Origin of the sequence: Flaviflexus ciconiae (assembly GCF_003971195.1) — a bacterium.
In the GTDB taxonomy this organism is placed as follows: Bacteria; Actinomycetota; Actinomycetes; order Actinomycetales; family Actinomycetaceae; genus Flaviflexus; species Flaviflexus ciconiae.
Genome location: NZ_CP034593.1, coordinates 2,524,289 through 2,551,238, shown reverse-complemented (window position 1 = coordinate 2,551,238; position 26,950 = coordinate 2,524,289). Strand labels below are relative to the sequence as shown.

The window sequence follows — 26,950 nt, the reverse complement described above, 5'->3', positions numbered from 1 at the left end:
GGTGGGTTTTATTTAGGGTTGCCGTACGGGCCGTCAAGCCAGGTTAACGAGCAGCACGAAGACCCCGGTTCCGGCACTCACGCTCAGCAGGGTTCTTCTACCAAAGCCAAGGTGAACGGCAACGGTAATGGCGGAGGCGATCAGTGCGTAGGCAAGGCGTGATCCGCCGCCCTCCGATGCTGACTGGACCGTGGCGACCGCAAGGATGGCGAGAATGCCGGCAGGCATCCACCCCGCCATGCGACCCACAAAGTCTGATTCACGAAGCGGCTCCAGAACAAGGAACGGAACACCACGCAGGGCAAAGTCGATAACGAAACAAATGGCGAGAACAGCAATGAGGTAGGAGAGCTCAGGCATTTGCTTTCCCCCTTGCTCGCTCAATGACATATCGGATGATCAGGACGGCAACGAAGAGCAGGAGGCCGGCGAACATTGCAGCCTGCGGAAATGCCACGGCAGCAAACGCGTAGCAGGATGCAGCTAAGAGAAGTGAGGGAACTTCCTTCTTCGTCCTGCTTGCGTCGAGAGTCAGGGTGATAAATAGGGCGCACAGAGCAAAGTCCAGGCCTTCTATCCCCGCGGGGAGGAGGGATCCGATAAGGACACCGGCAAGCCCGCCGCCGACCCAGTAGATCTGCAGGGCAATCTGCATAGAGACCAGACGCCATGCCGTCCAGCCATCAGGCTTTGCTGCCGTGATCGCGAAAGCCTCATCGGTTAGCGAATAGGCGGAGTAGAGCTTGGCAATCGGGTTCCTGACAACCTTGAGTGGGAACGTGAAGGCGTAGAACACGTGCCGAAAGTTTACGAGAAGAGTCGTGACAGCCACCGTCAAAAGCGGTGCCGAGACGACAATGAGGCTAACGAGCAGGAACTCGAGCGACCCAGCATAGACGGCAATTGAGAGCGCGGGAGCCACCCACCATTCCAGCCCGGCCTGAATAACGAGCAGTCCGAAGGCAAGACCAAGGGGGAACATTCCGAGCCCCGCCGGTAACGAGATCCGTATACCTTCGCGAACTTCGCTTCTTCGAGACACTGCCACTTCTTCCACCGAGTCATGCTCTCACTTACTCTCTCAGACAAGGCCGAAGCTCAGCCACCGTCCCGCGTAATGGAAATATTGCGGACCAGCCCGACCGTCTCTCCGAGAGCAGAGGTCCAGGCCTATCCGAAAATGCAGGTACAGTCCTAACCCGCCTGGAGGCACATCCGAACTCGGGCACAGAAGAACTCGGGCAAGTAAGAACTTGGGCGCATCAGAATCAGGAACGAGGTCTGCACCCGGCAGAGTCAGCGTTTCAGACTAAGAGTCTGCATCTCAGGCGGGATTACTTCTTTGGGTCCTGCCCATAGGTAAATGGATCAACCGGCCACTTTGCCCTGGGCAGGCTCTTTTCGATGACAAGCAGGTAGGACTCGGTAACGAGATCTTCGATGAATTCCTGATCGAGGGACCCACCCGGGTTGAGAGTAATTGAAGCGTCCTGGGTTTAGTTCCTACCTCAGGTAAAGAAGGATTAGGCACTATACCCAGAAAGTATTCCGTCGAGTTTAAGGAGAAGGCGGTCCATCAGATCATTGAAATGGTCCGCTTGGAGTCCTGCTCACTACAGCGCGCCTATGAACAGGTGGCGAGCTCCTCGGCGTATCACGCCATACATTGCGGGCGTGGTACCGCGACAGTGCCTCCACACGAGATGGCCGCACAACGCCGGATAGCGAAACAATGGAAGAAGAGCTCAAGCGTCTGCGCCGAGAGAACCGTGAACTGAAACGAGCAAACGGGATTCTCACAACTGCTTCGGCTTTTTTCGCAGCGGAACTCGACCGACCCACGACCAAATGATCTCCTATATCGACGCGTATAAAGATCAGTTTGGGGTCGAGGCCATCTGCCGCGTCCCTCGACAAGCAGATCGTGGATTTATCACCTCACGCGGCCACCGGAAACCCTCTCAACGTATCCCAAGTGCGAGAGCGTTAAGCGATAGCCTGCTCATTCCAGAGATTCGGCGTGTACATACGGAGAATTTTTCGGTCTACGGTATTCGAAAAATGTGGCACGCTATGAACCGCGACGGCTTTCATATTGGCCGCGATAAGACTGCCCGGTTGATGAAGCTAGCAGGTGTTTCCGGCCGCAGACGTGGACGACACCCGGTAACAACGGTAAGCCCAAAGACACCTGCTTGTCGCCCGGACCTGGTGCAGCGAAACCTTCGTGCGCACGCACCGGGCAGGCTTTGGGTTGCCGATATTACCTATGTTCGCACTTCGTCGGGATTCGCCTACACCGCATTTGTAGTTGATGTCTTCAATCGGAAAATTGTTGGTGTTGCCACGTGCTCTACGCTGCGCACTGATGCGCTGCCGATGGAGGCTTTAGAGCACCCTTTAACCACTGCTGGAAGAATCCATGGCAACCAGTTGATTCACCATAGTGACAGTAAGAATAGAAGTGCCTGATCTTCTCGAATGGTTTGACCCACACAGCGATCGACCCCTGAACAGTCGGTCAGGTGCCGTGAGTGATCCCGAAAGGTTCTGACTCACACTCTGATCGACCAGCGTGTCTTTCCCCGGACCTGTCGACCATTCGAGAACACTCACGGCGAGGCTTTCGCCTCGCCGTGATCATGTGACTCAAGAAGGGCCTGAACACCTTTTCTCTTTACTGTCTTGTCCAGGTTACCGGTCGATACGAAAGCACCACAAACAATGCACATCGATTGGAGAAACCTCATGACCTCACAACCTTTCATCACTGTCGTTGGCGGCGTAGACACCCACAAAGACCTGCATGTTGCTGCGGTGGTTGATCAGCACGACCGGGTACTCGCAACCGAATTCTTTCCTACGACCAGGCATGGGTACAAGCTGCTCGTGCACTGGTTACGCTCCTTCGGACAGATCGCCAGGATCGGGGTGGAATGCACCGGCACCTATGGGGCGGGCCTGTTGCGCTACCTCCACGCACAAGATATCGAAGTACTCGAAGTCACCGGCCCCGACCAAGCCCTCCGAAGGCGCAAAGGCAAAGACGACACCCTCGATGCAGAGAATGCTGCTCACGCAGCCTATGCCCGGGTGCGTGCCGTGACCCCGAAAACCCGTGACGGGCTGGTTGAATCCCTACGGGTGTTGAAAGTGTCCCGTAAAACTGCGGTCGCTGCCAGACGAGTCGCGTTACAGATGATCCGCATGAACATCGTGTCAGCACCAGACGAACTCCGTGACCAGCTGCGCACCCTGACTCGCATGAAACTCATCCGCACCCTAGCCGCATGGCGACCAGATCTCACGAAGTATCGCGATGTCACTGGCGCGTACAAGATCGCTTTGAAATCCCTTGCACGTAGGTACCTGGAACTCACTGATGAGATCGCTGATCTTGATGTCATGATCAAAAACATTGTTGATCATCTCGCCCCAGACCTCATCAAAAAACCAGCGGTCGGCTATGAGTCTGCAGCTCAGCTGCTGATCACTGCGGGAGACAACCCCGACCGGCTGACTTCAGAAGCCGCGTTCGCAGCATTGTGTGGGGCGAGCCCGATCCCGGCATCATCAGGCAAAACACACCGTCACCGGCTCAACAGGGGTGGTGACCGGCAAGCCAACTCTGCCCTGCACATCATCGCGATCGGCAGACTCAGAACCGACCCGAGAACCCAGGACTATGTGGCGAAGAAACTCTCCGAAGGGCACTCCAAAATGGAAGCCCTCAGGTGCGTGAAACGATACCTCGCACGGGAAATGTTCTACGCGCTCAAAACCAGAACCCAGGTAATCAATCAGACGCAGATTGCTGCTTGACACTTAGAAGGGCGTCCGGGCAGTACGTGTCGTTGAAATATTCTACGGCTTTAGCTGAGTCTGGAATTCGCCCGAGTAAGGGGAACAGTCGGCGACTCCTATGACAACGCATTGGCGGAGACGGTCAATGGACTCTACAAAACTGAACTCATCTACCCCCAAGGCCCGTGGACGTCAGTGGGGGAAGTTGAGTTGGCGACCTTGCGGTGGGTGCATTGGTCGAACACCAAGCGCCTTCACGAAGCATTGGACTACGCCACCCCACAGGAAGTAGAAATCAAGTACCATCTCACCCAGCCCGTCAATACGGGGTAGTAAAAGAAGCGGAACTAAACCCAGGACGCTTCAGGTTCCTCACCAGCTTCTCCGTTGGCCAGGCACTAGTACGAGGAGTAGCCGACGCATTCTCGTGGCTCGTCGGGGTCTCATTCCAAGGAATCAACTTCGTATTCGGTAACTGGGTTGGCGCCGCCGTATTGATCCAGAACCGGTCATCTTCGTTGTCAGCACCCTTCTCTCAATCCTTTTCATCGTCCCGATGTTCGACATTCTCAACTACATCGGGCTCCTCCCCTGGATTATGAAATGGGTTGGGCGGGCCCTCAGCTTTGTCACCCGGCAACCGCGTTTTGAAACTTTCTTCGCGGTAGAAATGTTGTTCCTCGGTAACACCGAGGCCATCGCTGTTTCTAAGCACCAGCTTCTCCACATGAAGCCCGCACGTAACGTCACCATTGGAATCATGGCGATCAGCAGTGTCTCCGCCGCTCTCATCGGCGCCTATACGCAACTCGTCCCCGGAGAGTTCGTCCTCTCCGCTATTCCTCTTAACTGCATCAACGCACTCCTCGTCGCGAGCATGCTCTTCCCCGTCGAAGTCACCAAGGAAGAAGATGTCATCGTCACGGTAGGACGCGGCGGAATTGAGGAAGAAGCAGTTCTCGAACAAGAGAAAGTTCTCGCAACAGCTGAACACGCCAAGGCAAAGGCCGAACACGAGGCGCTCCCCCGCTACCGCAAGATCATCACCCGTGATCCAGACGTTCCCAAGAAGGAACCCTTCTTCTCGTTCCGTGGTGACTCAATCCTTAGCGCCGGCCGGGTGATCCTCATTGTTCTCGCCAACGTCGTTGCTTTCGTTGCACTCGCTGCCCTGATCAATGACCTCCTCGGATTCATTTCACCTGACCTCTCGCTACAGGCAACCCTGGGCATATTCCTCTATGTTCCCGCCCTGCTCCTAGGACTTGAACCGGCGACAGCAACCGACATGTCCCAACTCATGGGACTCAAACTCGTCACCAACGAGTTCGTTGTCATGGGCCAGGTCGCAGGTGAAATCTCCTCGTACGCACCGCACTACCAGGCAGTCCTCACGGTCTTCCTTACGTCCTTCGCCAACATTTCCACCGCCGGAATGATCATTGGAACATTCAAGGGAGTCGTCGACGGTGAGCGTAGCGAACTCGTATTGAAGAATGTGGCCCGCATGCTTCTCTCCGGTGTCCTCGTATCCCTACTGTCCGCCTGCATCATCGGAGTCTTCGTCTGGTAAAAGTCGACACTTTGCAAAAACAACACTGCCGGTAACTATCTCAATGCCGGGTTCTGATCACGACACCCAGATCAGAACCCGGCATTATGCACATTGGGAACTGATAAATCGGGGCAGCCGGACACCAGAAACCTACCGATAATCTTGCGCTCCCCAGGGACGACCGTTCTTTCGTGTGAGTTCTTCACATTGCTGATCGGTTAGGTAGTTGGGCTTCATACCGACAAGCTGAAGATGAGTGCGGCAGGATGCTTCGATCTCAATGCTGGCTTCTTCTGCTTGTTTAAGGCCTCCCGAGGCAATGAGCCCATGGTTCGCGAGCAGGACAGCATCATACGGATACTCGACTGCGCGAAGTCCCTCTACGAGTTCCTCGCTGCCCGGGTGACTGTAAGGAACGAGAGGAAGGTTACCAACTCTCATGAGCACATAAGGTGTAAGGGGAGGAAGAGCACTGTAGGGCCGCCATGGTTCAAGGCATGATGCTGCGGCAGCCGCCGGCGAATGAAGATGGATAACCGCGGTAGCCTCAAGATTTCTCTTGTACACCTCAAGGTGGAGGCCAATTTCCTTGGTCGGCTTAGGACCAGTCATGTGACCGTCACGGATCTTCACAACATCATCCCGCGATAGTGTCGCGAACGATGTGCCTGACGCGGAGAGAAAAATATCGTCGCCGACACGGCACGAAATGTTTCCTGTCGAACCAGGAGACAGCCCTAGGGCCGCCAAGCGTTGCGCGGTTTCAAGCATGTCGTCGACAAGATCAGTCATTGAGTTCCTCCCAAGCGGCGGTGAAGAGGTTCTCTCCACCAAAGTTCCCTGATTTCAGAACCATGTTGAACTGCTGGTTCTCCGCCTTTGAAAGTAGCCAAGACACCCCGGGGGCAAGTTGCCTCCCGAGCTCGAGGAGTTGGACGCCAAGACTCTGACAGACTGCGCCGGAGGTTTCTCCTCCGGCAATGATGAACTGAGTAGCACCAACATCAGAAAGCGATTGCGCGACATTCCCAAAGAACTCCTCCAAGAGAGCAGATACCTGATCTCCATATTTGGTGGACTCACGCAAATCTTCGTCGTTCTCTACTGAATAGACAAGAGGAGAAATATCGGGGTTTAGTTCCCACTGGGATTGGACCCAGGAGACACAATCCCCAACTGTGGCATCGAAGTCTCCTACGAGAGCGCCCGGAGCCACCTTGCGGCTGGGTAAGTGCTTCTTTGCTGATTGGACCTGTCTCCGCGTCATGCTCGAGGCCGATCCCGACAAAATGAGTCGCTTGCCTGGAACTTGCTTAACCTGACCAAGGTTTCTATCCACGTGTGGGAGGCCAAGCGCGATTCCAGATCCCCCGGTCACAAGAGAATCGGATGACGTCGCTACGGCGATGACTTTAAGGTCTTCATTGTCAATGGCATCTACAACAATAAAATCGTAGGTGGGATCAAGCCTGTCCAGCTCCTTACGGAGGGCCTCCGGGCCTTGTTGCACAACGGAATGCGAAACATGCCCAACCGGTCTCTCAGTCTGGGCCTGCATTAGCCGCACAACCGAAGAGTCCCGCATCGGATTAAGTGGGTGATCCTTCATCGGAGATTCATCGAGAGGCTCACCCAAGACAAAAAGGTGGCCCGAGTAGACGGTCCTTCCAGCATCTGGGAACGAAGGCACAACAATTGCGCGGCTCGCTCCCGTGAGGTTCATGAGCTCTTCCGCAATCGGTCCAATATTGCCCTCCGGTGTCGAATCGAAGGTAGAACAGTACTTATCATAAATTTGCGTACAGCCAAGATCCATAAGTGCCTGACCCGCACGCACCGCAACGGCCCGCGCTTTCGCTTGATCAACCGAACGGATCTTCTGCGCAATAACAACAGCGTCATAGCCAGCAAGTTCAGCGAACTGATCTCGACTCGGGATTGTCAGGGCAACCGCCGTCCGCAGGCCCCTAGCCCGCCAATTCCCAGCAAGATCAGTGGCTCCAGTGAAGTCATCCGCAAGGGCTCCGCGCACAATCACACACTCTCATTCTTCGTCTTCTTTGTGGCTACAAGTAGCTCCGTAGTGAGCAAGCATTAGAAACTCCGCGGACTGGTCTTGTGGCCTAGACCGGCCCACCGAGTAGATCAGGGGACGAGGATGAGCTTCAGAATGTCGCCCGGACCGTTCTTTGCCATCTCCGTAATAATTTCAGCTCCTTCTTCCAAGCCCGTGATCTTTGAGACGAGGATGCCGGGAATGTCAGGATACTTTGCAAGGAGCTCGAGCGCCCGCGTGAAGTCCTGTTTCTGGTACATGGCCGTACCCAGCAGTGCCTGTTCCCCTACCTGAAGCTTGCCAACATGAACTGGAACCTCGCTGTTGAACACAGCTACCTGAACGACAGCACCCCCCGGCTTGAGGTGAGCAAATGCGACCTCAACAAGTTCAGCAATGCCAGCAACGATAAAGACCGCATCAAATTTAGCGGAATCTGGGATTTCGTCCGGGCCGACAACGTCAGCAGCACCCATCGCAACCAGCTTTTCGCGTAGGAACTCACGAGGTTCACTGACCGTCACATATGCCCCATCATCAGACAGAACTCGCGTGATGAGAGAACCAATAGTTCCACCGCCAAGCACAAGAGCCGTCTTGTACCTACGTCCCCTTAGCTGACTAACAGCATGTGCCGCGACAGCAATTGGTTCCGCGAGCGCAAGGTACTCGTCTCCAATAGAGCTTGGTGCCGGAATTAGCGTGTAAGCAGGTATTTCTACGAAATCGGCGAAAGATCCATCCCATTCCGCCACTCCAAGCATGAGTTTCTTCGGGCAGAGGTGATAGCTCCCGGTATCGCAGAACTCGCATGATCCGCAGGGCCGCTGTGGATCTACAACAACTCTATCGCCTACCGCATAGCCCTCGACGCCCTCACCAATCGACTCGATAATGCCGCCAGCTTCATGTCCGGAGATTAAGGGAGGAATGCGGAAGAGGTGATGCCCCGACAGCGCAGACAGATCGGATCCGCAAACACCTGTCGAAGTTACTCGGATGACAACATGGTCTACCCCGGGGCTTGGCTTTTCCAGCTCAACAACGTGTGCGAGACCATCGGTCTCGAATCTGATTCCTCTCATGTGCACCTTCCTTGGAGCGATTGAGGGATACCCGGATACTAACCGGGTCACCTATTTGAACATTATCCGGTCATACCGGTTCAGTCAAAGAATTATTGCATCTCCAGCGTCGATCAGGTTGCTTCTATTTCAATTGGCATATGATTCAGGGGCATAACAACAACAAGGGAGCGAAACTATGAACGCAGGGTTCGGAGACTCCTCTCGGATCATTCGTCCGATTTCCCTCTCGCAACAGGTGGTTGAGGACCTTCACCGAAGGATCCTCGATAAACATCTAGCACCGGGAACTCCCCTGCCGTCGGAGCGTGAGCTGTGCACGATTTATGGTGTTTCGCGTACCGTGATTCGCGAGGCCGTCAAAGTCCTATCAACTAAGGGTCTTATTCAGAGCGTGCCTGGTTCCGGGCTAGTTGTCGGTCGCACGAACATCGGCGATGTCGCAGAAGTGATGCGACTCTTCATGAGAAGCGGTACTTCTCTACGCTACGAGCAGCTTCACGAGGTGCGCCTGGCTCTCGAAGTCAGCGTCGGTGGACTCACGTCGCACCACACAACACCTGAGCTCACTAAGGAACTTTTCTATCTGTGCGATGAGCTGGAGATCTCCGGCAACGATCTTGTCCATGCCTCCCGTCTCGATTTCGACTTTCATCGCACGATCGCCCAAGCGTCCCAAAACGAGTTCTTCGACGTCATCTTCGGCGCCCTCGAAGGGGCACTTATGGAAACGCGGGTTGCCACCTTCTCGATGGATCCTTCACGAATCAGCATTGTCACCGAGGCCCACCGCCGGATTGCACGTGGCATTGCTGACAGCAACGAGGAAGCGACCCGAGTGGCCATGGCCGATCACCTGATTGAGGTAAAGGAGACCTGGGACAAGCATCCCGAAATGGTCAACAAGAGGTTCCCTCACTTGCAGACTAACGAAGATTCCACTCCCTGATCACGAAGAGAATTCGGCCAGCCACGACCTGCCTACCCGGCCATTAGTTTTCAGGTTTCGAAGGGAGGCTTTGCGACTATCAGCATGGCAGTTTCGAGAATAAAACGGGGGCGGCCATGACTCTCGCCCCGGACACCCCCGCTACCGACTCGACTATGCGATCGCGATTGGACGGAAAATTGCTCCCGTCGCACCCTTAATCTTCGGCGGGAGACCAATGAAAAGGAACTCTTTAACGCCATCTTCGGAGAGCTCTTCGAGAATCATGTTCTCAATAAGATGAATCCCGTGTTCAATTAGCAGATGTTCATGAACCGGATGGGGGTTCCCTGGAACCGTAGACGGCTGCACCTCAACCGTTGAGGTATCACCACCGATGGCCCGGATCTTCTTCTCGGAAAGATACTGAGCAATTTCGAGAGTGACACCGCCGCCGTCGTACTTACCGAACTCTGCTTTATCACCCCAGAACTTTCCTGCTCCATTGCGGAAGAGAACCACATCACCTTCGCGGATTTCGATGCCGTCTTCTTCGAGCATTTCCTTAAAACCGTCAATGCCGAAGGGCTCACCACCTTTTAGTGGATGGCCAACCTTCTTTGCCACATCAAAAAACACACCTCGGGTAACGAAAATCGGCAGTTCGGATGCTGAGCCCTTAAGCGGACCGAAGTCCCCCAGGTCCGTTTCAGCTTTGCCGACATGCCAATGCATGTCTGGACCAGTAACGGTATGTCCGAGCGCGTCAATATGGGTACCGGAGTGTGTCGTTCCCATGACGAGGTCGGAGATGAGACTGATCGGAGGGTCGTTAGGATCCGGGAAAGGCTTTGATCCCTGATTCTTAACACCCTGTGGTGTGCGATATGTCAGGACCTGGAATGCTGGGTGACCGTCCCATAGCGGCATTTCAGCGTCCCGAACACCTTCAAGATCGTAGATTTTTCCTAATTTTGGAAGTTGCAGAATGTCCAAGATTGAAGAGCCAGATGACATCATTGTCCCTTTCGATTTGTCGAAACAATTTTCCTCACTGAAAACTGGTATGACCATCATACATATCTCAGTTGCAGGCTCCAGATAAAAGTATCCAGTGCTTATTCCTGGTAGGACTCTCAAAACGATGATCTGATGCAATCCGTAGGGCGGATTGGTTGCCCACAGCTTTCGGTTCGTAGGGTGTTTAAGGCGTCTATTTCGTCGGGTTCGGGCGTCGGTTGGGTAAGTGTAGAGAGCGGCGCGAGCATTTCGTGATGGCGCCTAGCGATTCAGGAAAGTGCACCATGAGAAATCACCTCCAGCGCTCGCAGAGCAACTAGCACCGTCGATATCTTCACAATTCATCTGCAGCAAGCACGCCTCTTAGCCCTCTTCCGATCACTTGGTTAGAGCGCCTCAACAATTCCTTCTGGTAGACCATATGCCGCGGTAATAATCGAATTAATTTCCCCATATAGAAACAGTTTTCTATCCTTGGCCGACGCAAGAACCCTTGTATCAGATTCCGTGCGTTGCCTTACAGAAATTTCCCTACACTCAACAACTCCGGCCGCTATCGCATGTTGTTCCATCTCGTCAAGGTACGGTAGCGGAATCTTCACGAGAAACGCCTTCCGGTGGACAGCATAGGACCCCCTGTAGCTCTTCCCGAGAACAGTTACAAAATGATCAACCACCGGATGGCTTAGGATTCCCTGCAAAACTTCGATGGAGTATGCCGAGTGTTCCTTCGGTCGAATTAAGTAGTAGGGGCCCCCATCCCCTCCTCCCGGAATTACGAGACCTTCAGAGTCAAAGGCGTATGAGGGCGAAGTTGACAGCACACGCACAACTAACTTTGGCTCATCCAACTTGGTGAGACTTTGACTGCGCCCATATGCCCAGAAAGAGTCACCTGGATTCGGCGATATGCTCCTTTTCTCTAACACGCTCCGATGGCGGTCAAGATACTTGAGCGCATAAGGGTACCTAAGAGATAACTCCTCTCGACTAAGCAACCTTGCTCGTCTGTTTCCCGTCGGCGGCTCCACTATTGCGTATGGGAAGATCGCCCAACGGTCCGGCGTTGGCTGCCCGTCCAGCAGGCTAATTGGCACATCCTTAATACCAGGTCGTAGGATATCTCTCTCTATTCGTCCTCGTTCACCATTCAACCCAGTAAACTTGACAAGACGTTCGTCCTCGCGGCAATCTTGAACATCCTTCAAGAAGAACACTTCGTCAGCTGATGATTGAACACCGACGAAGACGTCCGCCTCTTCGGAAAGCAAGGAGACGGCCGCGTCCTCCATTTGCCTAAAAAGACTATTTTCTGCCTCGTTAGCGATCTGCCAAGGCCCATAACCTAAATCTTTCCGTCCAATACTAAAACTTGAGACGCACGACGGATCCGCGTACCAATCTTGGATACTTTCAACTCGTTTAACCTTTAGTGGGTTATTCGTTTCAGGCCCACAATATATGAGCGCGGTGTACGTTGTGCGTTCTTCGAATACTTGCTCCGTACCAAAATGAGTGAGCGATTGTAGCCGTTCAGCAAGCAAGCCTCGTACAAAGGATGCGGCGGCCGAAGTTATAAAACGATTAGGAATAATAAAACAAAGACTTCCAGAAGTTGACATTAGCTGGAACGCACGCTCCATAAAGATCTGGTAAACATCAAAAGATCCAGACTTTGCGGCACTATAGCCACTGTCCTCATGTTGAAGATAGGCGAGTTGTGCGGGAAAGTGCTCGGCCAAAGTTTGGATACGTATATAAGGCGGATTTGAGGCAATGATATCAAACCCATTTTCTGGAAACTTAGTTCCAAACGCCCGAGCAACATCAAGGGGTGCCGTTTGCGCACGAACATCGACCTCTTTCGCCCAAGTGGGAAGCAACCGGTCAAAGTCCTCACGTACAATAAAGTTGCCTGCAACAATGTTCTTGTCCAAACTTGGCAAAACCTGATGTGTATTCGTGACATCAAACTGCTGGTCGCCCAGGATCGCCAGTTGGATGCTTAGTTTGGCAACCTCAACGGCGGCTCCATCAATATCAATGCCAAAAAGCTGTTCGGTTGCAATCTTGGAACGTTCCTCAAGCGACAGGGGCCTCCCTCGATCCATTGCTGCCTGCTCTAAGAGTCGTCTAAAGGCCGTCAATAGGAAGACTCCCGAACCAGTCGCAGGATCTAGAATCTTGGGACATTCAACACCTAAGTCAAGTTGCTGGTCGATAGCCGGGTCCACAAGACGGTCAACGACTAGTTGTGGTGTTCGGGCAACTCCACCCGCATGGACCACTTCGGGCTTTTGAACTAAATCAACTTCCCCATCACCAATGAAAATTACTTGCTCACCTAGATATTGTTCGTAAATGGAGGAAAGCATGTCAGGCTTAATTAGACCAAAAGCGAACTTACTTCTAGGCCAATAAAGGTCCTTTACAATCTCAATTAGAACCTCGTCTCGGATACTGATCTCATCGAGAGCCTTGAAGATTCCAGCATTGAATATCTTGTCCTGCCACTTAAACATACTAAGAATGTTCTGATTATTGGCAGCTACAAAAAGATCCTTGTACTTAAGAATATTCCGGTCTTCACAAACTCGCAGAAAGAGCAGTGCATTTAGAATTCTCTGGGTTCGCCTTCCAACCTCCGCCTCCAGCAAATGATGGTTTTGCTGGTGAATTTCAGTAGCTAAAATTCGTCGCCAGTTCCGGAATGAGTGTAGAAATGACTCATCAAACTCGGATGTTCCACGGTTCGAACGCCCAGACCCGTATAATGATTCAAACCGATCTGTCGAGACAGACTCGTAAGATAATCGATCCCAGACATTATCAAAGTCCTCCAAGTAATCATTGAAAGTCCATCTGCATCCTGGAATTACTCCATAATCGGCGCTGACCTCAGATACTGGAAGACTTCTCGTATCAAAGATGATTGTTTCTGAAAAGTTAGTCAGCACAGACATTGGTAGGGATAGTGTCCAACCATAGCTCCGTGCCTGGGTCGCCGCTACTATATTTCCAGCAAGTTGAACGGACGCTTTTTTAGCTTCGATAGGGACCCTATCAATTCCATTAATTCTACAAAGGTAGTCCGGGCGACTTAACTCCCCTGAGTCGGCTGAAACAGTACGTTCGAGAGCAACTTCTACTGCACTACCGAAGTACCCATTCTCGTTGGACACATCCCAACCCATGATCCTAAGAAACTCATCAACAAAGTGCGTTCGCGTCTCCGTCTCGGTGAACACCGACGAAGGAGACGAAAAACTTGAATGTAAATCTTGATATCGCGCAACTAAAACTGCCAGAGCATTACGTGCCGACTCTTTATCTCTTCGTTGAAAACCTTGCACCTTAACTCCCGCCGACAGCCCTCTTGGAATCCGCCAATGATTCTATCCAGGCCAAATCCAGGTAATTCATTGATAACGACATTAAACGCTAATTCTCAACCAAATCTACAGGGACACTCGTTGAGTCTTCCCTACCTAGACGTGTTTGTAGTTTAGCCAGGACGCCGTGGGAAGATACTCATCATGAGCAAATTCGAGGCTAAGGTCCTACCTAATTCAGATAAACTGCGTGGTGGCTATTATACACCCGCACCAATCGCTAAGTTTCTCACAAATTGGGCAGTACCAGTATCGCCAAGAATGAACCGCCAAGTCCGAGTGTTAGAACCATCTTGCGGAGATGGCGCAATTCTTCAAAATCTTAACAGCGGGGACCTTGACGTCACTGCTGTCGAAATTGTTGAGAGCGAGGCTAAGAAGGCCGCTTCACTCGGGATTGGCAAAGTCATAAATGAGGATTTCTTTATTTGGGTACAGGAGCGTTCAAGAGATTTAGAGTTTGACGCTGTTGTAGGAAATCCCCCTTATATTCGGTTTGGAAATTGGGATACAAAATCGCGTGATTCTGCTCTCACTCTTATGAAAAATAGTGGACTTCGCCCTAGCAAACTTACAAATGCCTGGGTTCCGTTTGTCGTGGGTGCAATAAACTCCACTCGGCTTGGCGGAAAAGTAGGGCTCGTACTCCCCGCCGAGATACTTCAGGTTGGATATGCTGCCCAGTTGCGAGACTATTTAGTGGCGCATTGTTCTCACATCACAATTGTTTCATTTGATAAGCTTGTGTTTCCAGGCGTACTGCAGGAAGTAATTCTCCTTCTGCTCGAAGTCGGTCACGGACCAGCCATGATCCGCACGCATGAGGTCCATGATGTTTCTGCATTAGAGAACTTAAGAGTTGATGGAGAAGAAGTACGCGCCTCACTAAACCCTGGCGAAAAATGGACCTACTACTATCTTGATACTGAGCTCATCAAACTGCTACGCAACGTTCAGTCAAACGAAGCATTCTCACCTGTTTCGCGGTCTGCAAGGGTTAACGTCGGTATAGTTACAGGCAGAAACTCCTTCTTTTGCCTCACATCTGAGGAAAGTAAATCTAAAGGACTCGAGCCCTGGACGATCCCGCTTCTCTCCCGAAGCGGACACTTGCAAGGCGTCACTTTAACTCACTCTGATTTCAGCGAAAACGAGGCGAAGGACTACCGTACACGATTACTTGCAATTCCTGAGAACACGGAGATCCACAAGTTCCCTCGTCTCGCATCATATGTGCAAGCAGGCGAAGAAGCAGAAGTCCACACAGGGTACAAGACGCGGATCAGGAAATCCTGGTGGTCTGTTCCTTCAATCGCGATTCCAGACGGTTTCATGCTTCGCCAAATTCATAGATCTCCTAGAATTTACGGTAATGAGGCTCGTGCAACTTCTACCGATACCGTGCATCGCGTGTTTCTGGAAACCAGTGCCTTCACGGCTGAACAGCTCTCAGTGGCTGCTCTCAACTCAGTCACTTGTGCGCTTGCCGAGGTATATGGAAGATCATACGGTGGTGGGATTTTGGAGCTTGAGCCCTCTGAAGCAAGTGGACTTCTCATTCCAGACCCAAAATTAATCGAAAAGAAACTGGTTGTGAACGTAGATTCACTGCTCCGGCTGGGAAAGGAAGATGAGGCCCGGCAGCTAGTTGACCAGGTAGTACTTCAAAATATTTTAAATATGCCGAGTCGAGAGGTAGAGGGATTTTCACGAATCCTAACAACCATGCGCGAACGCCGTCTCAAACGTTCAAGAAAATAGGACACTTTTCTTTGACTTCTGTCCCAAACGCTTCTCAGTATTTTAAGTTCTTTCTGGATGTGGATCAGAAACCGATTCATGTTGGTACAAAAATTACGAAGTCGGAAACCTTCATGGGGCTCATCACCAACGATTATCCATCTGCGATGAGCCCCGCTTAGCTTTTTGAATCACTCAGTTTTGCGACGTGCTTGCTTGGGAGTTCTCGTCTGCCCTACTCCTTGACGAGCACAACGCGGAGGTTGCGAGGACCGTGCACACCGTCGACTCGTACGAGTTCAATGTCGGAGGTAGCTGACGGTCCCGCGATCCACGTGACGGGTCGCAGCGGGTTCTTTTCAAGGACTGCTACAGCCTGCGGAACTGTCGGGTAGACGTCCTTCTCGTTGAGAACAATGACATGGGTGTCGGGGACGAGGGTGATTGCCCGTCGGCCCTGGTCGGGTTCGCCATCGAGGATGATGGTGCCGGAAAGGGAAACACCCACGCGGGAGGCAGTAACAACGGCATCGATCTCGTCGAGTTCGTAGTTTGATAGGCCGTTCTCTCGCGAGTCCTCGGTGACGGTCCTACCATCCCGAGTAGCCGCTTCCTTCCAGGTTGGGTCAAGACCATCGGGGACAACGACGGAGTTCAGGCCATCGAGGAAGTCCGCGATCGCATCGGGGATGTCCTTCGGTTCAACGCGGACAACCACTGCTGTGTAGTCCTCGAGGGCTTCAATCATTTCGTCGATGACTGGCTGGGACCCTGGAGCGTTCTCTGTTTCTTGACGGTAGTCCCGCGGAACAGGTGGCGGGGTGACGCGGTCACCCAGGGCCTTACGTACGTTGGCAAGAATCTCGCTACGGGCACTCATTTCTGGCCTTCTTCCTTGTACCAGTCACGGAACGTCTGGGCCGGTGGGGCGGGAACATCCTTGTTTCTTGTCCAGGCACTGAGTGGCCACGGGGCGTTCGAGATCTTTTCATCCTTGCCCGCAATCGGTCGCAGTGCCTTGCCGGCTTTGATAGAGGTTCCCATGACTTTGCCGGACGACATGACCTTGGAGCTTGCCTTCATGGCTACATCCCAGCCGGAGGGGATGCCACCCCGGTTTGATTCGGTGATCCTGTGGCGCAGGTGCACGAGGATGCCGGGGATATCAATCTTGACCGGGCAAGCATCGCCGCACGCTCCGCACAGTGAGGAAGCAAATGGTAGGTGGGACTGCGGATGGTCAGCATCCAGGGAGTTGAGGAGTTGCGGTGTGAGGATCGCGCCAATCGGTCCCGGATAGACGGAGTTGTAGGCATGCCCACCCGTGTGTTCGTACACGGGGCAGACGTTCATGCAGGCACCGCACCTGATGCAGTTGAGAGCTTCCCTGCCGACCGGGTCGGCAAGGGTTTGGGAGCGCCCGTTATCGAGAAGGATGAGATGGAACTCCTGGGGACCATCCCCGGGGTTACCCCGGTCCACATCGACGTGTACGGGTTCATGCGCTCACCGGTAGCGGAGCGGGGTAGGAGCTGCGCGAAGACTTCGGTGTCCTTGTATCTTGGCACCATCTTTTCGATACCGACAACGGAGATCAGGGTTTCCGGGAGGGTGAGGCACATGCGGCCGTTACCTTCGGATTCAAAGATCGACAGTGTTCCCGTTTCGGGGATCATCATGTTCGAGCCCGAGATTGCGACCTTGGTTTTGAGGAACAGTGCCCGCAGGTGGTCACGGGCCAGCATGGCAAGGTCGCGGGGATCCGAGGTGAGGTCTTCTGGTACGTCTTCCATTTCCGACATGAAGATCTCGCGGATCTCTGCACGGTTTCGGTGGATAGCGGGGACAACAATATGGGAGGGCATGTCTTTGCCGAGCTGGACAATCATCTCGGCCAGGTCGGTTTCCCAGGCGGTGATGCCACGTGCGGCGAGGTACTCATTCATGTTGATTTCCTGAGTGACCATCGACTTGATCTTGATGACCTCCTTCGCCTGCTTCTCAACGAGAATCTTGTGAATGATTTCGTTGGCTTCCTGGGCATCCCGTGCCCAGTGGACGATACCGCCACGCTTAGTGACGTTCTCCTCCATCTGTTCCAGCAGCTCCGGCATGCGGAGCATGGTCTCGTTCTTGATGGCGGAAGCAGCTTCGCGGAGCTCTTCCCAGTCCGGCATCTCAGCCACCCTCAGGTTCCGCTTGTTACGGATCGTGGTGGTGGCGTGGCCCAGGTTCTTCCTCATCTGGCTATTGCGGAGAGTCACCGCCGAACCCTTGGGGAAGCTGGTCCCCCAGTTTAGCGGGTTAGAGGGGATCGCGTCACCCTGCTCCCACTGCTTGTGGTTCTTGTTTACAATCTTGGGCATTCCTAGGAATGTCGACATCACACACCGACCTTCGTTGTCGTGGCCGGGGCCTCCCACGGCTCAGCCTGGGTTCCGGCAAGCACCTCTGCGAGGTGCATGGTGCGGATTCCCGCGCGGTTGCGCGCAAGGGCACCGCCAATATTCATGAGACAGGAGTAGTCACCCGCGACCAGTACATCCGACTTGGTTGAGATAACGTTGGCGATCTTCCGGGACACCATCGCGGCCGAAGTTTCCGGGTTCTTAATCGAGAAGGTTCCACCGAAACCGCAGCACGACTCCGCTTCGGGAAGCGGAACGAAGTCGATCCCCTGAACCTTGGACAGGAGCTGCTGGGGCTTGTCGCCAACGCGGGCGACTCGCAAGGAGTGGCAGGTCGGGTGGTAGGTAACGCGGTGCGGGAAGTAGGCTCCCACGTCGGTCACGCCAAGCACGTCTACCAGGAACTCGGACAGGTCGTACGTTTTCTTTGCAATGAGTGCTGCCCTTGCGGCTACCTGGGACTTGCCCTGGTTCTCGGCCACCATAGCCTGCTGCTCCCGGATAGAGCCGGTGCAGGAACCGGAGGGAACAACCACGGCGTCCCACTCACCATTGAGGACCGGTGAGAAGGTCCGCACGTGGTTCTCGATCAGCGGCATGGCTTCCGGGTAGTAGCCCGTATTCACGTGCATCTGACCGCAGCATGCCTGGGACTGCGGGAAGACGACCTCAACACCGAGCCGTCTCAGGAGGTGGAGGGTTGCCTGCGGAGCCTGTGGGAACATGGCGTCCGACATACATGTGGCGAACAGTGCGACTTTCATTGATTCTTCTTTCTCTCAGTCGGACGTAACTACATAAGGGGAAGGATTCCCTGCGTTGCCAGGAAGACCAGCACGCAGAGAAGAAGGAGGATACCGAGTGACCAGGGTGCGACCTTCTTGAGGATCTCGGACTCCGAGGTCTTACCACCCACGGCTGTTGCCGCGATAGCAAGGTTCTGCGGCGACACGATCTTGCCGATACCACCACCGATGGTGTTGGCGGATAGGAGCACCGACGAATCCAGGTTCGCACCGGCAGCAGCCGTTGCCTGAAGGTCAGCGAACAGGGCGTTCGCGGAGGTAGCCGAGCCGGTGACGGCCGTGCCAATCCAGCCGAGGATCGGAGACAGGAAGGCAAACGCCGCACCGGTAGCAGCCAAGGCAGCGCCGATTGCCATGGTTTGGCCGGAGAAGTTCATGACGTAGGCCAGCGACATCACCAAAGCAATGGTGAGGAGCGACCAGCGCAGGGACACAATCGTTTCCCCGAGCACCTTCACGCCCCTGACGAACGAGAACTCGAAGACCCCACCCGACGAATTGCGGCCATACACAAACGCAACGATCAGGGCGGTCAGCACGATCATTGTTCCCGGCGAGGAAAGGGTCTGGAGATTGTAGATCGCCGATTCTGATACCTCACCCGAGGCAGTCAGCAGATTGCCATACAGGCCCGGCCATTCAATGGTGATATCGGTACTGGCAAGGGCCGCCGGAATATCGACCCCGAGCCTCCAGAGCTTCGCGACAGCAAAGATGATGACGACGAGCCAGTATGGCATGAGAGCAAGGGTGATGCGAGACCCGGAGGGCAGTTTCTCACTCGTCTCCGAACGGTACTCCTCCGGGGTTGTGGGATTGGAGTAGTTGAGCAGGAGGGCAACGGCCGCGAAGCTCAGCAGGGCTGCAAAGACGGCCGTGAGCTCGTAGGAAATAAAGTTCGCCGCAATGATGTGCCCTGCGCTCATGACCAGGCCCTGGACGAGAGCAATATGCCAGAGCTGGCGCAGACCGCGGGTGCCGTCAAGAATGATGACGAGCAGGAACGGCAGGAGGGTCGCAATCCACGGGGTAATCGAGGAGGCAGTGGCAGCGACTTCAGTTGCTGGCACGCCGCCGATTCGTCCAGCCGTGGTCACGGGGATCGCCATGGCACCAAAGCCAACGTTGATCGAGTTGCCCACCATCGTCACAGCCGCAGCCTTGAGCGGCTTCACCCCGAGGGTGACGAGCATAGCGGCGACGATGGCGACGGGGGCTCCGAAGCCCGCCAGGCCCTCAAGGAGTGCACAGAAGGAGTAGCCGACAAGGAGCGCCTGAACGCGTTGATCGCCCTTGCCCACGGCCGAGAAGACCGCACGCACGTCCTCGGCTCGCCCGGATCTCACCGTGAGGTTATAGAGCCAGACGGCCGCGATAACGATGTAGAGAATCGGGGCAATACCGAAGGCAAGGCCCTGAAGGGCAGAAAGTCCAACCATTCCCGCCGGCATACCGAACCCGACAACGGCGGAGATCGCGGCGACAACGAGGGCGCCAACGGCGCACCAGTGGGTTGCCAGCTTGAAGACGCCGAGCAGGACAAAGAAAACAAGTAGAGGAAGGATGCCGACAAGCGCGGAGATAGCAGTCGAATCCGCTATCGCCGTTGTCGACGGAACAAAGGTTTCCACAATCACCTCGAGTAAGAAATCATGACGAGTCGTTTCCAGCCTGCTCACCCAGGACTACTCTGTACGAGGATGAGTCAAACGGCTGTGGACTCCATTCAAGATTTATCACCCTTGAACCGTTTTTTCCGTATTGTTGTCATTTTTATTACGGCAGTCTTTTATGCGTTAAATGCACTTTGGTTATTTTAAGTAACCGAATATTCGTAAATGGGAAACCGCAGATTTCGGCGACACCTCAACGCAAAGCGCTATTCAAGAACTCAGAGGAGTGACTAAAAGTTAAGAAAATGAACTCCCCATGCCCTAGGACTAGAGTCCTACTCTGGCGCGTTAAAGGATGTCGATCCTCACAGTAGACCATCTTTTTTACGGAAAATTCGTTGTTTTTATGCGGTTAGCTATCTTGCCCGATGGGAGACTGGTCTTCATAAGCACATTTCTGGCCTGACGGGATCATGCTGGCAAAGCCATTTTCAGCTCCGTGGCTTTCCCCAGAAAACCACTCGAGCTACGGGTCTAGTCCGCCAACTCGGGCCTGGGAGCACTGCACATTCCGATCGCGGTGTTGAAACGCAAGACAAGCATGATTCTTGTCGCCGAGGACGAGGCCATCGATCCCTCACCTACCCAACATCGCCCAGGGCGGGTGACGTATCCCGACCGTGGCGAAGCAGAAGGTAACTCAATGCGGATTATGACCGACTAGCGAGTGAGCACTCCGGTGGGCGGGCAGAGCTTCTCGAGTTCCTCGTATCCATATTCGGACTGCATGCGGGCAAAGATCCTGCCACACGCTCTCGCATCTGCCGACGCCTCGTGGTGGACGAAACTGTCGGACGGGAAGTAGTGACGGAAGACAAGGTCAAGGCTCTTGCTGCAGAGTTCGGTGGCAAGCAGCTTCCTCGAGAGTCGAAGGGTGCACATGCGGCGGTTGGCGGACTGCGCCAGGCCGTACAGCGAAGCAAGATCGCTAAGGACATAGCCGTCGAACGCCATGTTGTGGGCAACGAGCGGGAGGTCGCCGACAAAATCAGAGATATCGGGGTGAACATCGTCCCAGGCCGGCGCTCCGATCACGTCATCGGCCGTGATCCCGTGGACCTGGATGTTTCGAAAACTGAACCAGTCAAGATCTTCGTGGGGTCGCAGCAGGGTGGCGTATTGACCAACCTCCTGACCGCGGTCATCGTAGCGGACAAGTCCAACGGCACATGCGGAGGCACGCTTTTCATTTGCTGTCTCAAAATCAATGGCAACGAAGGGTTTCACCGGCTCAACTTTCTACGGGCTCACCCCAGGATAGTGCCCGAGTCGGATCAATTCCCCTCGCCGAGCAAAGCCTCACATCAAGATAGCGGGATCATTCACCAGGACAACGATGCGGAGTGCGGGAGCAACGGTCGGTTAGCGGGTTTCGGACTGCCTGCCGTAACTTCTACGCCTGAACTTCCTCGGGGTTGGGGATGAGGTCGTGGTCGATGTGTTCGGCCATGACGTTTGCGGCGCGCTCAGGATCGCCGGATTCAATCGCGGCAATGATGTTGAGATGATCGGTCTTGCCGGTTCCGGGAGGCGAACCCTGGATGATCGTGCCCCTGCGGACGCCACGGTTGATAACGGTCATTGCGGCCGAGTAGGACAGGCTGAGCGGACCCGACCCCGCCATCTCAAAGATCACGTTATGGAAGTGGCCGGGGGCTCCCTGACCCATGTAGCTGTTGCCAAGCAGGCCGTCTTTAAAAGCCCTGGTCGCTTCGAAGCTCGCCTTCAACCCATCGATCTGCTCAGGTGTTGCTTTCATCGTTGCTTGGCGTGCAGCTTCAACTTCGAGGGCGCGGCGGAATACGAGAATCTCGCCGGGGTCAAAGGAAGCATAGGTTTCCACGAGAACATTGGGAACGGGTGTCCGCGAGCGCACGAACGTTCCCACACCCTTCTGGGTTTCGAGAATGCCAAGAGAGGCGAGGGAACGTACTGCCTCTCGTACGGTTGATCTGCCGACCGAGAGGATCTCCATGAGTTCGGGCTCCTTGGGGATGGCCTCGCCAACGGGCCAGTCGCCGCTGTTTATCCGTTCTCGGATGTAGGCGGCTCCAACCTGGGCCTTAGAGGCTCCCGGAGGGTTGCTCATGGATTTCGGCTCACTTCTTCTCGGTTCTTGTCGACGTACCTTAATCCAAGTATTGCCGACCAGGTTCCAGAATTCGGACAATCTTCCACTTCACAGCATCGTCTTTACGGCAGATGTCTTACGCGTAAATGGCGGCCGGCACGAAGAGTCAGGGGGGAAAAGGCAGAGAGTCTCCCTTTGGACCAACGAAGGCTCAAGAGGAGGCTCTTCAATGCTGGGCAGGGCTGGGTCCAGCAGATACCGTGCGACCGGCAGAGCGCAGGGAGCGCGAATAGACGAACGAGACAACGACCCCAATGATCGCGATGATCGTGGCGACGAGGACAGCCGCCGAGAAGCCGAATGCTTGAGCTTCCGGCTCGCTCGTCCCAGCGGCCGCAACGGAACCGGCACGGGCTGCCATGACGCCAATGAAAAGTGAGGGGCCGATACTGGCAGCAACCTGGATCGCCGTGTTGAGAATCGCGACGCCGTAGGTGTGCTGTGACAGGTCTAGGCGCGATAGACCTGCCGACTGGGAGGGTGAGAGAACAACTCCCACACCTGCATAGACAACAACGGAGGCAACCAGCACGCCAAGCCACGTTTGGTTCGGGGACAGAACCACAATTGCGGCCTGGCCCACCGCGACGATCAGGAAGCCGATCGGGAGCAGCGGCCACGCGCCACTACCGGCCATAACCCGGCCGCCCACGAGCGAGGTGAAGGCGTTGATGAGGATGGGCGCGAGGAGAAGAGCACCTGCCGCGAAGGCATCCATACCGAGTGAACGCTGGAAGTAGAGGGGCAGCAACACACTCATCGAGAACGTTGTCGCCATGGCCACCATGACAAGAAGGGTTGACGGTCGGAAGCGCTTATTCAGCATGGGACGCAGGTCAAGAACGGGGTTGTCGATCTTGAACTGGCGGTAGGCGAAGCCTGCGAGGACAGCTACACCGGCAACGATGAATGCGGTGGCCTGGAGGGGTGCGGAGGAAACGATCGACAGACCGTAGACGAAGAGGAACAAGCCAAGGGCCGACATTGCGACCGACATGACGTCGAGGCGGAGCTTCACCGGCTCGGCAACGTCCCGAACAAGGAAGAAACCGGCAATCATGATGAGACCCATGATGATCAGCGGAGGATAGAATGCGCTCCGCCATCCGAACCCGGTCACCATCACTCCCGAAACAACGGGGGCAAGAGCCGGGCCGAGGGTGATCATGGCGCCGCCGATAGCAAGATATGTGCCGATCTGCTTCCTTCGCGCCACCGCCATCACCGCACTCATCATGGTCGGAATGAAAATTCCGGTGCCGACCGAATGGTCGAGACGCCCGATCAGGAGGACAGGGAAGGATGCGGACGTGATCGAAACAATCGAGCCCGCAATGAGGAAGCAGCCTCCGAAGAAGAACAGCCGCCTCAGCCCAAAGAATCGGTAAAGGAAAGCGGAGATCGTCACGACGATCGCGGTGACAAGCATGTATCCGGTGACCAGCCACTGCGCAGTATTCGCACCAATCCCGAACTCGGCCATCATGTCGACCAGGGAAACATTAACCAGGTTCTCGCTAAACGCGGCAATCAAGGCGCTTGCGTAAAGGACCGCCAATAGCGCGGCCGAACTCTTCTTCTGCATCAAGAAAGGCACTCTCTTCTCGTAACGGATCGGTTGATGACCGCACGACAAGAGTCCACGGGCGGCCACGCAACTGGACTTACGTCAGTTACTGACCGCACGCTGCCGCCGACAATCCTAGCACTGCGCAAACTCCCAAAAGCCCGGTGTTATGGCCATTTTCACGGCTTATGGGCAGTCATCCCCGCAGTGTTTACTTCCCGGATCTCACCATGATTTGTTAGCGCAACCCCCAAAGCGCTTGATTGGCAAAAGCTCAAGCTCTTCATTTGCACAGCCTCGAGTTTCCCTGGCAAAAGGCTGGACAGATCACCCGGTTCGCACATCTCCGGTCGAGCGTTACCGCCGTGTTTGGTAGCGTCAAAGACCATCGGAAGACCTGCGGACAGTAGTTCAACTGCCTGGCCTCGCCGGCTTGGCGACGTCCACGTTCTCCGATCCCGGCCGGAACCACCGGCCGACCCGAAAGGATGATCATCATGAACAAGACAGCAACCATCGGAGTGATTGCCACAGCCACCGCACTCACCCTCGCTGCCTGTTCAGGCGACGAGGCAGACAATGACGCAACAACTACCGAGCAACAGCCGGATGCCCCGACCGCGGAACCTTCCGAAGGACCAACGGACACCGCCGAAGAAACGACCGAGGAAGCTACGGAGACTCCAAGCGAGGAACCCTCAGATGCTCCCAGCGAGGAGCCGACGGAGGATCCCTCTGCCCCGGTCGAGCAGACCGCCCTCCCAGTACCGGTTGACGCAAGCATTGACACCCCACCGCAGAACGAAATCCCGGCAACCATCAAGTGGCTGGAACCGGGTGAGTCCCTCCATGTCTACGTGAACGGTTCAAGCACCCCAGGTTGCTTTGTCGAACCAATCGAAGCCTGGACCGACGGCGAAGCAATCGACATTGCATTCAGTCCTACAGAGGACGATGTAGCCTGCACCGCCGATATCGTCACCCATGCCTGGGAGATCACCTGGGACAGCCCCTACGAGGTAACGGGCGAAATGCCACTCACGCTCACCGACATCCTTGGCGAGGACGAGTCGATCGACACTATCCTCCCCCTCGCTCCAGTCACCGATCTGACCAGCGAATAGTCGCGGCTTAGACATGAAGTGATTGCCAGTTAACCAAGCAATCACTGCTTGGACGAAAAGTACTGCTTAAGCGTCCAGCAAGCCAGAGGAGGGCAACGTCCAACAGGGCATTGCCCTCCCGTGATGAGCAGTCGATCTCAAGAGCACGGGTTTCGCTCCTCATATCCGCAGCCGAGCATACGATGACAAGGTGGGTCATTCGCGTGGCACGACACTTCCCGTGCGCTATTTCTGGTTCTTTATCGGTGTCGTACTGACTTCTCTTGGAGTCGCCATCGTGACCCGAGCGAACCTGGGAACAACACCGATCACGTCACTCCCCTACGTTCTGAGCTTCACGATGCCGCTCACGCTCGGCACCCTCACGTTCATCATGAACATGGCGTTCATCATTATCCAGAAGCTCCTCCTGAAGAAGAGACTCGCGCCAATCCAGTGGCTACAGATAGTCGTGAACTTTTTCTTTGGCCGTGGATTTATCCATGTGGGCCCTCGACTGGCTCGATCCGGGAAATCTCGCGCTTCAGCTACTCACCGATGTTGTCGGGTGTGTAGTTCTTGCCTTTGGCATCGCTCTCGAAGTAGCCCCGAACGTTCTGACCGTCCCCGGCGAGGGACTCGTCGAGGCGATCTGCATAGTCGGCGGAATCAGACTCGGAACTGTCAAAGTTTTCTTCGATTCAGCCCTCGCGCTTGCCGGCGTGATCTGTTCATTCATCTTCCTCGGCGAGCTTGTTGGCATCGGGATAGGAACGATCATCTCAGCCTTCCTTATCGGGGTCCTCGTGAACGTGTTCTACAAACGCATCCCGTGGCTACGCACAATTGATGGCAGGCCCAAACCGTAAATCCTTCGAAACACATGAAGGCTGCGGGGCCGTTCCTTCTTTCAAACCCTGTGCCAAGAGGCCTCCCAGGCCCAGCGCCACTCGGCGCCCAGTTCACGTCGATGCCCCGACCTTCCCTGGGCGTTTACTTATGCCACTGCGCCCTCCGGGAACCTCATCACGCGACGGAGGTGAGAACTCCCGCGCCAAACTCCTTGCCCCACGCCTGGGCCTTATTAATCTCATCGGACTGCAGGGGTCCTTCGGTGCCACCCACGAGGAAGCTCGGGCCACGGTGGACGTCGGTGAAGCCGCGCTTCTTTAGTCCCTTTACCGCTGCCTTGGATGCACTGCCAATGACCGAGCTGATTTTGGTGCAGGTATCGATCGCTATCACCATCAGATTGTCGCGGACCTCAACGGCATCGATCCATTCCCGAAGGCCATGTTCAAACCCGTTGGCTGCTCCCTGCTCGCGTGCGGCCTGACGGGTCTTGGGAGTGGGAAGAGACAGCTCGTGGGTGGGCGCAGAGACAATAAGGGCGACCAAGTCCTCCGGCAATGAAATGGGAGCTTCGCCTGCTTCCACCACTTCAACAGCATCATCACCAAGTTGCTGAGCAATCGCCGTAGCCACGGAGTCGACAACCTTCGTGCCATTACCGAAATAAGACTCGCGCACGATCAGAACCTTCACAGCCACTCCCTCAACATTAATTACGGACAAAACAAGATTAATATGTGGCACTCAATTTTAGCGATTCGTGCGAATAATCGACGGGCCTCCCCATCGCTCCGGCATAACTTTCAGCCACCCACATCAACCCAACATCT

Annotated in this window: 21 protein-coding genes and 4 pseudogenes; 10 read left to right on the top strand and 15 right to left on the bottom strand. The window is 54.8% G+C overall.

Annotated features, from left to right (window positions below):
• Positions 1-33: 33 nt before the first annotated feature.
• Positions 34-360, bottom strand: a complete 327-nt coding sequence (locus EJ997_RS11395; RefSeq protein WP_126704653.1) for a branched-chain amino acid transporter permease — start codon at positions 358-360, stop codon at positions 34-36.
• Entirely contained in the window at positions 353-1,042 is a 690-nt protein-coding gene (locus EJ997_RS11390; RefSeq protein ID WP_323052613.1) for an AzlC family ABC transporter permease, read from the bottom strand. The genes EJ997_RS11395 and EJ997_RS11390 overlap by 8 nt, the downstream gene beginning before the upstream one ends.
• A gap of 490 nt (positions 1,043-1,532) precedes the next feature.
• On the opposite strand from EJ997_RS11390, the pseudogene EJ997_RS11380 reads away from it, so the two are divergent.
• The 4 genes and pseudogenes from EJ997_RS11380 to EJ997_RS11365 all read left to right on the top strand — a co-directional run.
• Positions 1,533-2,451: pseudogene (locus tag EJ997_RS11380) on the top strand (IS3 family transposase); the annotation flags it as partial.
• Between the two features lie 297 nt (positions 2,452-2,748).
• Positions 2,749-3,822, top strand: coding sequence for an IS110 family RNA-guided transposase (locus tag EJ997_RS11375; RefSeq protein WP_126042269.1), 1,074 nt, complete (start codon positions 2,749-2,751; stop codon positions 3,820-3,822).
• Positions 3,823-3,842: 20 nt separating this feature from the next.
• Positions 3,843-4,137 (top strand): annotated as a pseudogene (locus EJ997_RS11370) (integrase core domain-containing protein); the annotation flags it as partial.
• A gap of 223 nt (positions 4,138-4,360) precedes the next feature.
• Entirely contained in the window at positions 4,361-5,377 is a 1,017-nt protein-coding gene (locus EJ997_RS11365) for a nucleoside transporter C-terminal domain-containing protein (RefSeq protein ID WP_228201499.1), read from the top strand.
• Positions 5,378-5,509: 132 nt separating this feature from the next.
• Here the strand turns inward: EJ997_RS11365 and EJ997_RS11360 are convergent, their stop codons facing one another.
• The 3 genes from EJ997_RS11360 to EJ997_RS11350 form a co-directional block, all read right to left on the bottom strand.
• Positions 5,510-6,151, bottom strand: a complete 642-nt coding sequence (locus EJ997_RS11360) for a class II aldolase/adducin family protein (RefSeq protein ID WP_126704652.1) — start codon at positions 6,149-6,151, stop codon at positions 5,510-5,512.
• Entirely contained in the window at positions 6,144-7,391 is a 1,248-nt protein-coding gene (gene otnK / locus EJ997_RS11355) for a 3-oxo-tetronate kinase (protein ID WP_126705055.1), read from the bottom strand. The genes EJ997_RS11360 and otnK overlap by 8 nt, the downstream gene beginning before the upstream one ends.
• A 113-nt stretch (positions 7,392-7,504) precedes the next feature.
• A complete protein-coding gene (locus tag EJ997_RS11350) occupies positions 7,505-8,500 on the bottom strand; it encodes a zinc-dependent alcohol dehydrogenase (RefSeq protein WP_126704651.1) in 996 nt (331 codons plus the stop codon).
• Positions 8,501-8,678: 178 nt separating this feature from the next.
• Here EJ997_RS11350 and EJ997_RS11345 point away from each other — a divergent pair, with 178 nt between their 5' ends.
• Positions 8,679-9,449 carry a FadR/GntR family transcriptional regulator gene (locus EJ997_RS11345; RefSeq protein ID WP_126704650.1) on the top strand — a complete coding sequence of 257 codons (771 nt, stop codon included), beginning with the start codon at positions 8,679-8,681 and terminating at the stop codon, positions 9,447-9,449.
• A gap of 153 nt (positions 9,450-9,602) precedes the next feature.
• Here the strand turns inward: EJ997_RS11345 and EJ997_RS11340 are convergent, their stop codons facing one another.
• The gene (locus EJ997_RS11340) at positions 9,603-10,505 is read right to left on the bottom strand and encodes a cyclase family protein (protein ID WP_126704649.1); all 903 of its coding nucleotides are present in this window, start codon (positions 10,503-10,505) and stop codon (positions 9,603-9,605) included.
• Positions 10,506-10,834: 329 nt separating this feature from the next.
• The gene (locus EJ997_RS11335; protein WP_164719986.1) at positions 10,835-13,696 is read right to left on the bottom strand and encodes an Eco57I restriction-modification methylase domain-containing protein; all 2,862 of its coding nucleotides are present in this window, start codon (positions 13,694-13,696) and stop codon (positions 10,835-10,837) included.
• 288 nt (positions 13,697-13,984) lie between these two features.
• Between EJ997_RS11335 and EJ997_RS11330 the strand changes: the two genes are divergently transcribed.
• The gene (locus EJ997_RS11330) at positions 13,985-15,601 is read left to right on the top strand and encodes an Eco57I restriction-modification methylase domain-containing protein (RefSeq protein ID WP_126704647.1); all 1,617 of its coding nucleotides are present in this window, start codon (positions 13,985-13,987) and stop codon (positions 15,599-15,601) included.
• Positions 15,602-15,815: 214 nt separating this feature from the next.
• On the opposite strand, the gene EJ997_RS11325 is transcribed toward EJ997_RS11330, so the two are convergent.
• From EJ997_RS11325 to EJ997_RS11310, 4 genes and pseudogenes are all read right to left on the bottom strand, one after another.
• Positions 15,816-16,460: a LutC/YkgG family protein gene (locus EJ997_RS11325; RefSeq protein WP_126704646.1), complete on the bottom strand. Its 645-nt coding sequence runs from the start codon at positions 16,458-16,460 to the stop codon at positions 15,816-15,818.
• Positions 16,457-17,967, bottom strand: a pseudogene (locus EJ997_RS11320) (LutB/LldF family L-lactate oxidation iron-sulfur protein). The gene EJ997_RS11325 and the pseudogene EJ997_RS11320 overlap by 4 nt, the downstream one beginning before the upstream one ends.
• Positions 17,964-18,752: a (Fe-S)-binding protein gene (locus EJ997_RS11315; RefSeq protein ID WP_126704645.1), complete on the bottom strand. Its 789-nt coding sequence runs from the start codon at positions 18,750-18,752 to the stop codon at positions 17,964-17,966. The pseudogene EJ997_RS11320 and the gene EJ997_RS11315 overlap by 4 nt, the downstream one beginning before the upstream one ends.
• A 29-nt stretch (positions 18,753-18,781) precedes the next feature.
• A complete protein-coding gene (locus EJ997_RS11310; RefSeq protein ID WP_126705054.1) occupies positions 18,782-20,431 on the bottom strand; it encodes an L-lactate permease in 1,650 nt (549 codons plus the stop codon).
• A gap of 559 nt (positions 20,432-20,990) precedes the next feature.
• Between EJ997_RS11310 and EJ997_RS13000 the strand changes: the two genes are divergently transcribed.
• Complete coding sequence (locus EJ997_RS13000; RefSeq protein WP_164719984.1) at positions 20,991-21,131, top strand: hypothetical protein; 141 nt, start codon at positions 20,991-20,993, stop codon at positions 21,129-21,131.
• Here the strand turns inward: EJ997_RS13000 and EJ997_RS11305 are convergent.
• The 3 genes from EJ997_RS11305 to EJ997_RS11295 all read right to left on the bottom strand — a co-directional run bounded on the left by EJ997_RS11305 (position 21,128) and on the right by EJ997_RS11295 (position 24,183).
• Positions 21,128-21,694, bottom strand: coding sequence for an exonuclease domain-containing protein (locus EJ997_RS11305; RefSeq protein WP_126704644.1), 567 nt, complete (start codon positions 21,692-21,694; stop codon positions 21,128-21,130). The genes EJ997_RS13000 and EJ997_RS11305 overlap by 4 nt on opposite strands.
• Positions 21,695-21,860: 166 nt before the next feature.
• Complete coding sequence (locus EJ997_RS11300) at positions 21,861-22,556, bottom strand: FadR/GntR family transcriptional regulator (protein WP_126704643.1); 696 nt, start codon at positions 22,554-22,556, stop codon at positions 21,861-21,863.
• Positions 22,557-22,764: 208 nt separating this feature from the next.
• Positions 22,765-24,183, bottom strand: coding sequence for an MFS transporter (locus EJ997_RS11295; RefSeq protein WP_126704642.1), 1,419 nt, complete (start codon positions 24,181-24,183; stop codon positions 22,765-22,767).
• Between the two features lie 479 nt (positions 24,184-24,662).
• On the opposite strand from EJ997_RS11295, the gene EJ997_RS11290 reads away from it, so the two are divergent.
• From EJ997_RS11290 to EJ997_RS13795, 3 genes and pseudogenes are all read left to right on the top strand, one after another.
• Positions 24,663-25,289 carry a hypothetical protein gene (locus EJ997_RS11290; protein ID WP_126704641.1) on the top strand — a complete coding sequence of 209 codons (627 nt, stop codon included), beginning with the start codon at positions 24,663-24,665 and terminating at the stop codon, positions 25,287-25,289.
• Between the two features lie 190 nt (positions 25,290-25,479).
• A pseudogene (locus EJ997_RS14140) lies at positions 25,480-25,701 on the top strand (hypothetical protein); the annotation flags it as partial.
• 58 nt (positions 25,702-25,759) lie between these two features.
• A complete protein-coding gene (locus tag EJ997_RS13795) occupies positions 25,760-26,137 on the top strand; it encodes a DUF6198 family protein (protein WP_126704640.1) in 378 nt (125 codons plus the stop codon).
• 157 nt (positions 26,138-26,294) lie between these two features.
• On the opposite strand, the gene EJ997_RS11280 is transcribed toward EJ997_RS13795, so the two are convergent.
• Positions 26,295-26,813, bottom strand: a complete 519-nt coding sequence (locus EJ997_RS11280; protein WP_126704639.1) for a flavodoxin family protein — start codon at positions 26,811-26,813, stop codon at positions 26,295-26,297.
• Positions 26,814-26,950 lie beyond the last annotated feature (137 nt).

What these genes read in the sequence shown, in the direction of transcription:
- EJ997_RS11395 (WP_126704653.1), bottom strand. Translation starts at nt 360, where the DNA reads ATGCCTGAGCTCTCCTACCTCATTGCTGTTCTCGCCATTTGTTTCGTT.
- EJ997_RS11375 (WP_126042269.1), top strand. Translation starts at nt 2,749, where the DNA reads ATGACCTCACAACCTTTCATCACTGTCGTTGGCGGCGTAGACACCCAC.
- EJ997_RS11365 (WP_228201499.1), top strand. Translation starts at nt 4,361, where the DNA reads ATGTTCGACATTCTCAACTACATCGGGCTCCTCCCCTGGATTATGAAA.
- EJ997_RS11360 (WP_126704652.1), bottom strand. Translation starts at nt 6,151, where the DNA reads ATGACTGATCTTGTCGACGACATGCTTGAAACCGCGCAACGCTTGGCG.
- EJ997_RS11350 (WP_126704651.1), bottom strand. Translation starts at nt 8,500, where the DNA reads ATGAGAGGAATCAGATTCGAGACCGATGGTCTCGCACACGTTGTTGAG.
- EJ997_RS11345 (WP_126704650.1), top strand. Translation starts at nt 8,679, where the DNA reads ATGAACGCAGGGTTCGGAGACTCCTCTCGGATCATTCGTCCGATTTCC.
- EJ997_RS11340 (WP_126704649.1), bottom strand. Translation starts at nt 10,505, where the DNA reads ATGATGGTCATACCAGTTTTCAGTGAGGAAAATTGTTTCGACAAATCG.
- EJ997_RS11330 (WP_126704647.1), top strand. Translation starts at nt 13,985, where the DNA reads ATGAGCAAATTCGAGGCTAAGGTCCTACCTAATTCAGATAAACTGCGT.
- EJ997_RS11325 (WP_126704646.1), bottom strand. Translation starts at nt 16,460, where the DNA reads ATGAGTGCCCGTAGCGAGATTCTTGCCAACGTACGTAAGGCCCTGGGT.
- EJ997_RS11315 (WP_126704645.1), bottom strand. Translation starts at nt 18,752, where the DNA reads ATGAAAGTCGCACTGTTCGCCACATGTATGTCGGACGCCATGTTCCCA.
- EJ997_RS11300 (WP_126704643.1), bottom strand. Translation starts at nt 22,556, where the DNA reads ATGAGCAACCCTCCGGGAGCCTCTAAGGCCCAGGTTGGAGCCGCCTAC.
- EJ997_RS11295 (WP_126704642.1), bottom strand. Translation starts at nt 24,183, where the DNA reads ATGCAGAAGAAGAGTTCGGCCGCGCTATTGGCGGTCCTTTACGCAAGC.
- EJ997_RS11290 (WP_126704641.1), top strand. Translation starts at nt 24,663, where the DNA reads ATGAACAAGACAGCAACCATCGGAGTGATTGCCACAGCCACCGCACTC.